General features: G+C 61.4%; 13 protein-coding genes and 2 pseudogenes. 7 read left to right on the forward strand and 8 right to left on the reverse strand.

Going from position 1 to position 8,862, the window contains the following annotated elements; genetic code table 11:
• From A3A5_RS37885 to A3A5_RS43075, 5 genes and pseudogenes are all read left to right on the forward strand, one after another.
• A pseudogene (locus tag A3A5_RS37885) lies at positions 1 to 249 on the forward strand (hypothetical protein); the annotation flags it as partial.
• A gap of 571 nt (positions 250 to 820) precedes the next feature.
• The gene (locus A3A5_RS0107920) at positions 821 to 1,051 is read left to right on the forward strand and encodes a hypothetical protein (RefSeq protein WP_018310068.1); all 231 of its coding nucleotides are present in this window, start codon (positions 821 to 823) and stop codon (positions 1,049 to 1,051) included.
• Between the two features lie 172 nt (positions 1,052 to 1,223).
• A pseudogene (locus tag A3A5_RS45585) lies at positions 1,224 to 1,460 on the forward strand (ParB/Srx family N-terminal domain-containing protein); the annotation flags it as partial.
• Between the two features lie 34 nt (positions 1,461 to 1,494).
• Positions 1,495 to 2,433: a DNA methyltransferase gene (locus A3A5_RS43985; RefSeq protein ID WP_051108500.1), complete on the forward strand. Its 939-nt coding sequence runs from the start codon at positions 1,495 to 1,497 to the stop codon at positions 2,431 to 2,433.
• Between the two features lie 3 nt (positions 2,434 to 2,436).
• On the forward strand, positions 2,437 to 2,706 hold the full coding sequence (locus A3A5_RS43075; protein ID WP_157637153.1) for a hypothetical protein: 270 nt from the start codon (positions 2,437 to 2,439) through the stop codon (positions 2,704 to 2,706).
• Positions 2,707 to 2,738: 32 nt separating this feature from the next.
• On the opposite strand, the gene A3A5_RS0107930 is transcribed toward A3A5_RS43075, so the two are convergent.
• Together A3A5_RS0107930 and A3A5_RS0107935 are read right to left on the reverse strand one after the other, a co-directional pair.
• Positions 2,739 to 4,052 (reverse strand): HEPN domain-containing protein, encoded by a 1,314-nt coding sequence (locus A3A5_RS0107930; protein ID WP_198293112.1) that lies wholly within the window; start codon positions 4,050 to 4,052, stop codon positions 2,739 to 2,741.
• Between the two features lie 81 nt (positions 4,053 to 4,133).
• On the reverse strand, positions 4,134 to 4,661 hold the full coding sequence (locus A3A5_RS0107935; RefSeq protein ID WP_018310070.1) for a hypothetical protein: 528 nt from the start codon (positions 4,659 to 4,661) through the stop codon (positions 4,134 to 4,136).
• A 153-nt stretch (positions 4,662 to 4,814) separates the two neighbouring features.
• Between A3A5_RS0107935 and A3A5_RS37895 the strand changes: the two genes are divergently transcribed.
• A complete protein-coding gene (locus A3A5_RS37895) occupies positions 4,815 to 5,054 on the forward strand; it encodes a P27 family phage terminase small subunit (protein ID WP_018310071.1) in 240 nt (79 codons plus the stop codon).
• A gap of 347 nt (positions 5,055 to 5,401) precedes the next feature.
• Here A3A5_RS37895 and A3A5_RS37900 read toward each other — a convergent pair whose 3' ends face one another.
• From A3A5_RS37900 to A3A5_RS37910, 6 genes are all read right to left on the reverse strand, one after another.
• Entirely contained in the window at positions 5,402 to 5,800 is a 399-nt protein-coding gene (locus A3A5_RS37900) for a hypothetical protein (protein WP_018310073.1), read from the reverse strand.
• A 23-nt stretch (positions 5,801 to 5,823) separates the two neighbouring features.
• Complete coding sequence (locus A3A5_RS0107955) at positions 5,824 to 6,030, reverse strand: hypothetical protein (RefSeq protein WP_018310074.1); 207 nt, start codon at positions 6,028 to 6,030, stop codon at positions 5,824 to 5,826.
• A 24-nt stretch (positions 6,031 to 6,054) separates the two neighbouring features.
• Positions 6,055 to 6,408: a hypothetical protein gene (locus A3A5_RS0107960; protein ID WP_018310075.1), complete on the reverse strand. Its 354-nt coding sequence runs from the start codon at positions 6,406 to 6,408 to the stop codon at positions 6,055 to 6,057.
• A 164-nt stretch (positions 6,409 to 6,572) separates the two neighbouring features.
• On the reverse strand, positions 6,573 to 6,782 hold the full coding sequence (locus A3A5_RS44500) for a hypothetical protein (RefSeq protein WP_018310076.1): 210 nt from the start codon (positions 6,780 to 6,782) through the stop codon (positions 6,573 to 6,575).
• A gap of 82 nt (positions 6,783 to 6,864) precedes the next feature.
• On the reverse strand, positions 6,865 to 8,007 hold the full coding sequence (locus tag A3A5_RS37905) for an N-6 DNA methylase (protein WP_018310077.1): 1,143 nt from the start codon (positions 8,005 to 8,007) through the stop codon (positions 6,865 to 6,867).
• Between the two features lie 110 nt (positions 8,008 to 8,117).
• Positions 8,118 to 8,345 (reverse strand): hypothetical protein, encoded by a 228-nt coding sequence (locus tag A3A5_RS37910; RefSeq protein ID WP_018310078.1) that lies wholly within the window; start codon positions 8,343 to 8,345, stop codon positions 8,118 to 8,120.
• A 279-nt stretch (positions 8,346 to 8,624) separates the two neighbouring features.
• On the opposite strand from A3A5_RS37910, the gene A3A5_RS0107975 reads away from it, so the two are divergent.
• On the forward strand, positions 8,625 to 8,862 hold a 238-nt coding region (locus A3A5_RS0107975), incomplete at its 3' end, for a helix-turn-helix domain-containing protein (RefSeq protein WP_018310079.1).

Here is an 8,862-nt window from a genome sequence, read left to right on the forward strand (position 1 = left end):
GACCGGATCGCGCTAAACCACGTCCGCCTCGCCAGAAACCTCATCGACATGCCGCCTATAAGGCTTGCTGATGTCCTTATCTTGGGTGGATTGCCTTACAGCCCCGAACTCAACCTGATTGAAATCGTCTGGAAACATGCCAAGTACCACTGGCGACGCTTCGTCACATGGACCAAAGAAACCATCGATACCGAGATCGAAATTCTCCTCTCCGGCTACGGCTCAAAGTTTGAAATCCGTTTCTCGTGAATACTTATTCGCCTACCACGACGCCTTCAATCAACGCAATGAGGACGCGGCGGACGAAAAAATAGCTCGCCTTACATCGAGCCTACGGGCTGCCCTGTACAACGACGAGTTTTTTCAGTTTTCACCCCGGAATATGGACGTGCATTGATGCGATAGGGGCCTGACGCTTCGACGATCGATCGCCGCCAAAAACCGCGCCGCTGCTTGTTTACGCTCGGACAAGCGCCCTATAATTTCGCCAAGATGCACGAATTGTCAGAACGGCCGCCCCACTCGGGTGGCCGTTTTGCTTTTGGAGATCCGCGATGGCTTCTCGCTGGACGGCGATGTACCAGACGCCGGAATGGCGGGCCTTGCGCGCCAGGCACTGCGCGCGCACCCCTGGTGCGTCTACTGCCTGCAGCAGGGGCACCTGGCATGCCCTGGTGCGACGCTGCTGTGCTCGCCTGGCGCCTGGCCTGGCTAACCCTCCGGAGGTTTCCATGATCGGTTTGCTCCTGGTGCTAGTCGCGTATGTCGTGCTGGTGCAGGTCGCGTTCCGCCTGCAGGCCTCATCCGATTGGAGACTGTGATGCCGTCGCTCCTGGACCGCCTATGCGGTGATGGCAAGGCCGATGCTGGCGTGGTGATCCCATCGGTGTCGGTGCTCTCGCTGCAGCCTGACGACGTCCTGGTGCTGTCCGTGCAGCACCGGCTCAACCAGCAGCAGCGCGAAGCCTGCGTGCTGCGGTGGGCCAGGCCGTGCCTGGTCATCGCGTGCTGGTCCTCGAGGACGGCATGGAGCTGGAGGTGCTGCGTATGAGTGACGATAGCGCCCCTTCGCAGACTAGTGATAAGAAATGCACCGGGGGGGGGGGGTCAAAACTACGGGCCGAAGGCAAGCCGGCTGGAAGGTTCATTTTTCGCGTCGCAGAAAATCCGACCGGGCCTCGGGAAAACCGGCGCTGATAAATCTTCCCTATCGAGGCGCGCCCATGACCGTCAAGAATCCCGCGAACCGGCACGAAGTGTGGCCGCTGGACCGGCTCACGCCGTTCGCGCGCAACGCCAGGACGCATTCGCCGCTGCAGATCTCGCAGCTCGCGGCCTCGATGCGCACCTGGGGCTGGACAATGCCGGTGCTCATCGACGAGTCGGGCGGGATCATCGCGGGGCATGGCCGCGTCCTAGCCGCGCCGCTGGTCGGCTTCACCGAGGCGTCGGTCGTGATCGCCGAAGGCTGGACCGACGCGATGAAGCGCGCGTATGTCCCTGGCCGACAACAAGCTCACCGAAAACGGCGGCTGGAATCGCGAGATCCTGGCCGAGGAGCTGGCCGCCCTGCAGGCGTCCGGCTTCGATGCGCTGCTCACCGGCTTCTCCGATCGCGAGATCGGCGAGCTGCTGCTGACCGCGCCGTCCAACGATCCGGAGGATGCGCCGCCGCTCGAGGAGGTCGCCGTCTCGCGGCCTGGTCATATCTGGACGCTCGGCCAGCACCGCCTGGCCTGCGGGGACTCGCACGACGCGGCGTTGTGGGCGCGGCTGATGGACGGCGCCCTGGCGGACGTGGTGTGGACCGATCCGCCCTACAACTTGGCCTACGAGGGCACCGCGGGCAAGATCAAAAACGATGCGATGTCCGATGCCGCGTTCCTGGAGTTCCTGGAGGTCGCGTTCGAGCGGCTGGCCGAGGTCATGCGTCCTGGTGCCGCGATCTATGTCGCGCATGCCGACACCGAAGGCTTGTCCTTCCGGCGCGCGTTCGTCGAGGCGGGACTGAAGCTCGCGTCCTGCCTCATCTGGCGCAAGGATTCGCTGGTGCTCGGCCGCTCCGACTACCAGTGGATCCATGAACCGATCCTCTACGGGTGGAAGCCTGGCGCCGCGCATGCGTTTTATGGCGGCCGCAAGCAGACGACCGTCGAGGCCTGGGCGAACGGTCGCGGCATTCAGCAGCTCGACGATGGCCGGTGGGCGATCCCGTTCGGGGACTCGCTCCTGGTGGTGGCCGGCGACGCGCAGCTCCTGGAGACGCCGACCACCGCCATGTTCGTCGAGCGGCCGCGCCGATCGGCCGAGCATCCGACGATGAAGCCGGTGTCCCTGGTCGAGCGGCACCTGGCAATGTCGGCGCGTCCTGGTGCCGTGGTGGTCGACGCGTTCGGCGGCTCCGGCTCGACGCTGATCGCGGCCGATCGCTAGGGCATGTGCGCGCGCGTGGTGGAGCTGGATCCTCGCTTCGTCGACGTGATCATCCGGCGCTGGCAAACCCTCACCGGCCTGGTGGCGGTTGACCAGGATGGCCGGCCGTTCAGTGATGGCAAGCCGACAAACCCGGCCGCCGAGGCCGCTCCTGGCAAACCCACGCGGAAGCGGAACCCAAAATCGCCCGTTGCGCTGCCGACGCGGGCCAACGCTGCGCCAAGGCGGGCCGGTGCTGGTAAGGGGTCGTCCCGAACGAAAAAGGCCGCCTGAGAGTTTCTGGCGGCGTCAGAAAGAGAAGCGAGTTACGCGGCTGACTGCTCGTTGATATCGAAGAAATCCCAATCCGGGATGCTGCCTCGACGCAAGACGATTCCGATAAGCTGAGCACAGATGCCTATAGAGGCGTCCACAATCTCCGACCATGTCATGGTCGCTCCCGCTATCTCTTTGGATCGTTTCTTGTTGTTGTGCTTGCCTTCATGCAAGGCCTTGCTGCGAATGTTGTACGTTTCTTTGACTATCTCAGCCGTTCGTGCGCGAGCGGCGCTTGTTCCTCCAAGCAATCGGCTGGCGCGAACTCGGATCCTGAAGCCCATTTCCGTGTTCTCATTGCTGCCAAGCAAGGACTCGAGGGCTGTAGCAACCTCGACAGCTTTATCCCCATAGGCGCGTCGGCGAATGGCATGACTGAGACGCTGCATAGCAATCCGAACTGTTTCCTTGCTGTCTCCAGTCATGCCGAGGAAAGCTTGGACAACCTCTTGAGCAAGCGCTGGATCAAGCGTCGGAGCGTGTCGGGGCATCGTCGATTGAATTTCCATAATCTGACCGCGTCGCGAGTTGCTGCGAATGCCAGTCTGCTCTAGGTCTGGATCATCGTATGTAAACCACTCAGCAGCAGGTATCACTACTCTCGGGCCTAACACCGTCAGAGCCAATGTGGCATCGTTGAGCCTTTCCTGCTCGGCCGCAAATGAAGCCATCTCGTCTAGCTTATCTACTGATGGGTTATAAATTACAGGATCGATAGTCTTTTGGAGCAGAAGAGCGGACTCCGGAGCTTCGTACATTGGCGTATTCGGTGCACGGTCAAAACCCCAAGCGGCCGAAGTTACCCAGCCCTTTTGATGGCTTTCGGGAATGTCTTGAATCGGGACGAGCTTGATATCCGGAGCAAGCTGAACGCTCGTATCGACAAGGGCACCCCATAGCGCGCGTATCGTGGCGCCAGTTGCTGATTTTTTATTGAGGACTCGAAGAAACCACTGAATTGCCTCCTCAGGCGAATCCAGCTCCAATGCACGCCGCAGCAGCGTTTGGCCTATCGAGAGTGGATAGATGCCGAACGCGTGTCCGTCCCGCTTCAGCATCCTAGATTCCTCTCCAGGAAAGCGGCGATCGCGGACTACAGCGCCTTCCACTTCTTTGGCGAGGTCAAATAGCTGGAATACCGCCTTGCTCACAATCCCTCGCGCTGATTCGAGTTCAATCGCTTGCAACAGCGTCAATTCCGGGGGAGTGATTCGGGCAGCTTTGGCCGCGTCGAAGGCCTGTGTTAAGGCTGGTAGGACGCTATCTTGCTCTGGCTGTGCCGGCTTGTTCTCTGTTTCCATCATTGCTCCAGGAATTGCCCACCGCACGCACTTCGTCCTGGTCGGTTCGGGCGAGGGTACGAGCTAGAAAACCAATCTGCCAATTTAGTGTTGTTTTGAGATGGGCTTGACGAGGAACGTCACCTCGCCGACAAACAGCGGCTTCCCGTCGATGAACTCCTCCAGCGTGGGCGTCTCTGTCTGTGCATGCGCTGCTCGGAACGTCAGGAAGTTCACTGTCGCCATGTACTCGAGCGAGTCGGACAGGAGCACGAGTTCGAGCAGTCGACGAATATGTTCGAATGTGCTTTCCGGAACTACGATCGAAAATCCGACGAACTCGTTGCCGTCTAGCTCGAAAAATTGGATCGCCGCATGCGATTGACTGGGAGCCTCCTGTACGCGCTCATACAATCCTTCGGCGCTAGGATCGATGTGCAACTCGGACTGCGTCGGAACGGTGATTGTCCATTCGCACCCTGCCTCTTCAATCCGTTTGAGTAGCGCTTTATCAAAGCGTCCGCCGTCCGCAGGCCGGCACTCGTGAAGACCTTTGCCGCCGAGGATTGGTACGCCTGCTTCGGACACGCGCAATACAAGTCCGTCTCGCCTGCCAGTAATAAACCAACTCATCCTCGCCTCCTAATTTATCCGTGGGGTCACATGATACCAACGGACGAATCCGAGCCGACACAATGGTTTGCTGGTTGGGCTGAACGGTCGATGGGTGACTGTGTGCCGACTATGCCGAGCTGCGGGGGCTCTCTTTCTGTTGAGGTAAAATCAATGACCAAACCCACAGCACTGAAACTGCTGGAGGGCAATCCTGGCCGTCGGCCGCTTCCGCAGAACGAAGTCAAACCCGACGCCACGCTCCCCTCCGCGCCTGCGCATCTGAACGCGCCGGCCAAGTCCGAATGGCGCCGGCTGTGCAAGGAGCTGAACCGGCTTGGCCTGCTGACGGTGGTCGATCGCGGCGCGTTCGCGGCGTACTGCCAAGCCTATGGCAAATGGGTATCGCCTTGATGTACGGCCTGGCGGTGCAGTTGCAGCAGTTCAAGCCACACTTCATCGCGAGCCGCAGCGGGTTTGTTGTCCTGATCAGCCATTACCGTCGGCTCCTTTGTTTGCCTTGTCCCAGGCATCGGCGGCCGCCTTGGCATCCTCTGCCGTCTTGTGCCGCGTGGCATGGGTGTTCTGCCCCATGCGGTGCCAGATCCATCCGCCATTTACGGCGGCGCCATACGATTGTACCCAGCCCACGGTGAGGAGCACCTGGTCGTCAAGGCGTAGCTGGTACCCCTCGGCGTTGCATCACGGCGATCCGGCTGCTTTCATGTGGGGTACGGCGCCAGCGAGCCACCTGCATGCGCTCAGCCATGGTCTGGCTCCCGTCGTGCGCCCGGATCGCTCATAGTCTTACCGGCCTTCGCATCGAGCTCGGCAACCAGGGAGCACTGATAGCTCAGTCCAATTGACTCGCAGAATTTCCGCACCGAGACCCGAGCGAACACCGCACCGTTGCCGACGACCTCCACCACGACCATAGGCTGTGCCGCACATACTCCAGCGGGCACGGCCGCGACGGTGGCTGCGTCGGTCGGCATGGCATCGGTTCTGCGCAGGATATCGCGCGCGGCCGCGATGGCTGCGTTGTTGTCCCGCATGAACTTCACTGGCACGTAGGCGGTGCCCTTGTCCCAGTCCTTGTGCAGGCTCACCAGCGTTTCCAGCGCCGCCCGCAGTTCTGCTATCTGTTCGACTTCAGTCATTTCTCAGTCCTGGTGCGTTGTGGTCAGCACCAGACGGCGTGGTCCATCTCCGCAAGCTCGCGGCCGGCGTTGATCGCAGCATCGGCCTGGCGGGTGGTCTTCAGTTCAAGGGGGCCCTCAAAGGCGATGCCCGAGGCGCCGAAGCCGATATTTGCGTGCATGTGGTAGGCAACGCGGCAGGCCTTCACACCGTACTTGTCGAGTGCACGGGCGGTATTCTTCGTCGTCATGTTGATCCGGGGTCGGGGAGCGAATTAGGCGGGTGCGATGACAGCGTCGATAGCAGCGATAACCGGAGCGGTGTCGCCTTCGGTGCGAACGAAAGCGACCGAATCCAGCAGTACACGGGCGGACGTAAGCGCCTGGATGGCTTCGGTAGCGCCGCTGGTTCCGGCATCGAACCGGACACCGTCGAGCGGGTCGTAGCCCAGAACCGCGATACGGTCTGCGGGCTCCCAACTGTCCGCCATTTCCGGCAATTGGTCGTGGGCTTGGGCGTAGTCGTACAGGCGCAGGCCGTCGAGGGCGTTACACAGTCCGTCGGACAGATCTTCGTGGTTGTCGCCGAGCCAAAGGGCAGCGGCGGCGAGCCGTTCACGTGCGTTCATGGGGTATCTCGATCACCGGGGAAGAGATTCCAGGATACGGGGCAGATTTCGAATGCAAGTTCACGGGCACATGCTGGCGTAGTACAGGGACAGGGAGTTGCCGAAGTCGTCCATAGTGAGGTCCTCTCTCAGATCATCATGCGTCGGCGGGCTCGCCCGACGCGTTACGCCGTGAGGTTCACCATAGGCATTCGCCGCAGGAGTGTCGTCGTTAGAGACAGGTAGTTGTTCTCAAGGCGCGACGCGTAGTCGCGGGCCCACTCGGCGGCGAGCGGCGATGCAAGCGCCTCCTCAACCTGGTCGAACGTGGTGCTGCTGCCGGCGACGATGCTGAGGTTGTGATTGATCGTCAGGACGCCGGCTGGGACGCGCACGGCCCTCGGCGTCTTTGCAATGCGTGGGCACGATCAGTGACTCGCGCGAGAGATCAAGCGCGTGGAACGATTCCGGTGGCATTCAGACCTTGCCCTGGCGCCCGCGCCTGGCCATCAGATGCATCCTGCTCTCCAGGTGAGCCATGATCTCAGGGCAAGGCCGCTCGCCGGGCACCGTGCGGATGGCCCAGCGAGTAGGCGTTCCGAACATTCCGTCCTTGATATCGTCGGTATCGATGGCCGGCACCAGGCACTCGGGCGGTAGGCCGCGGGACGTCGCCGCATCAATCACGAAAATGCCCTCGGTACCGAGCCAAGGTGCGATACGCACGTCTGCGAAGTCGCCCAGCAACCCCAAACCCGCGTAGCGCTCCTCATCGACACCCGGGTGGATTGGTCGGCCGGTCAGGTTCTGCTCGGCGCCGTCGTCTGACACCAGGACGACGGATACCGGATGCACGCGCGGTGGCGACCCGGCGCGGCGCTGCTTGGGCCGGTAGAAAGTTGTCTCGGCGCTCAAACGCTCCGCATGGGCTAGCGACAGGCGCTGGCCTAGGTTCTCGCGCAGACGGCTAGCGCCTTGGTTGAATAACCAGCGGTCCGACGTCACCAGCCCGATCCTGCCCGCCGGCAGAACAGTACGGCTGTAGCGTTCGAGGAAGCTGTGCAGTAAGTCGCCCTGCGCGTAGTCGGGCACATGCCGGCTGTACTCGGTCCTGAGCAGGTCCGGGACATTGGCGGCTCGCAGATACGGAGGGTTCCCCGCGACAATGTCCCATTGCGGCGTTGTCGGCCCTTCGGTTAGGAAGTCGCGATTGTGGACCATGTCGGTGGCGAGCGTTGCTGCGTGGGCGTGCGACCATCCATGCGAAACGAGGATTCCCGCGACACGCGACCGTGCTTCAATACACGCGATCGGGTGAATTTCCCACCCCTCGATCTGGCCACAAGGATCAAACCCGGCGGGCCTGGCGGCGAGCAGCGCGGAGAGGGCACGGGCTAGGAACATCCCACCCCCGCAACTCGGATCCACGAGCCTGGCGGTACCGCTCGGCCAGCCCAGGCGTAGCAGGAGGTCGTCAACCACAGGACTTGCCGTGTAGATCGCCGTCCGTGCGTGCAGGTCTTCGATCGCAACACGTCGCGCCGCCTCGTCCTCGCTTTCGAACATAAGCAGTCCCTGAGAACTGGCGGTGGCTGTGTTGGCCGTGCTGTTGGCGGTCATGGCCAGTTTCGGTCGTTATGCTGCCGGCGGGCCGGCGAGAAATGGTGGCGCTATAGGGCACCGGGGCGCCACTGCGTCAAACCACCAGTGTCTCGCGGACCTTGCGGACTTCAAATCGACCTTGGACCAGCCGCGGCGATTCTGATCGCATGCGAGAAGACCTCGTCCGAGCGGAGCTTCATCAGATCAAGCAGAAGTTCGGCATCTTTGACGGCGTCTTCGACATCCTTGGCACACAACTGCGCTACGGCACCCTTGAGCCAGGCGGAGGCGTCAAAGGCCCGCAAGACCTCCGCTTTGCGGCGATCGAACTTCGGGGTGGGCGATTCGAAGGACATGTTGACTCCTGGGCATTTTGGAACTGGATGCGTGCTTTGAACTGCAGCGCTCGCCGGCTTAGAGAAGGCACGCGCCTTGGCTAAATCGGGGGACGAAATACCTGCGCCGCGCCACGAGGGAGGGGCAGGCAAGGGATAGCGGTCATTGAGAGGAGCGCTCGCCGACATCCACAAGGGACGTACGGCGGGCAAAGGTTTCAAGGTAATGCCTTACAGATTTGGCACAAGTAAGTGTCTTGAGTAAACCAATTTCACGAATGAAAGTCAGATGCCAGTCACATGAAGAACGAGCTGGCATCGCCGATGAAGTGCACCATCGAACTGAACGACGTGGAGAAACGAACCTTGGAAGAGCTTGCGCTGCGGCATCCGTATGAAGACTTCAGGGTTAGAGGACAAGGCTTGTTGCTGCTCGGTGCAGGTCAACGAGTGCACGAGATCGCGACGCAGTTGGATGTGAGCAAGAAGACTGTGTACAACTGGACGAACGCCTGGCGCGAGAAAGGGCTGTGCGGCT

The sequence above is a fragment of the Cupriavidus sp. UYPR2.512 genome, from assembly GCF_000379565.1.
In the GTDB taxonomy this organism is placed as follows: Bacteria; Pseudomonadota; Gammaproteobacteria; order Burkholderiales; family Burkholderiaceae; genus Cupriavidus.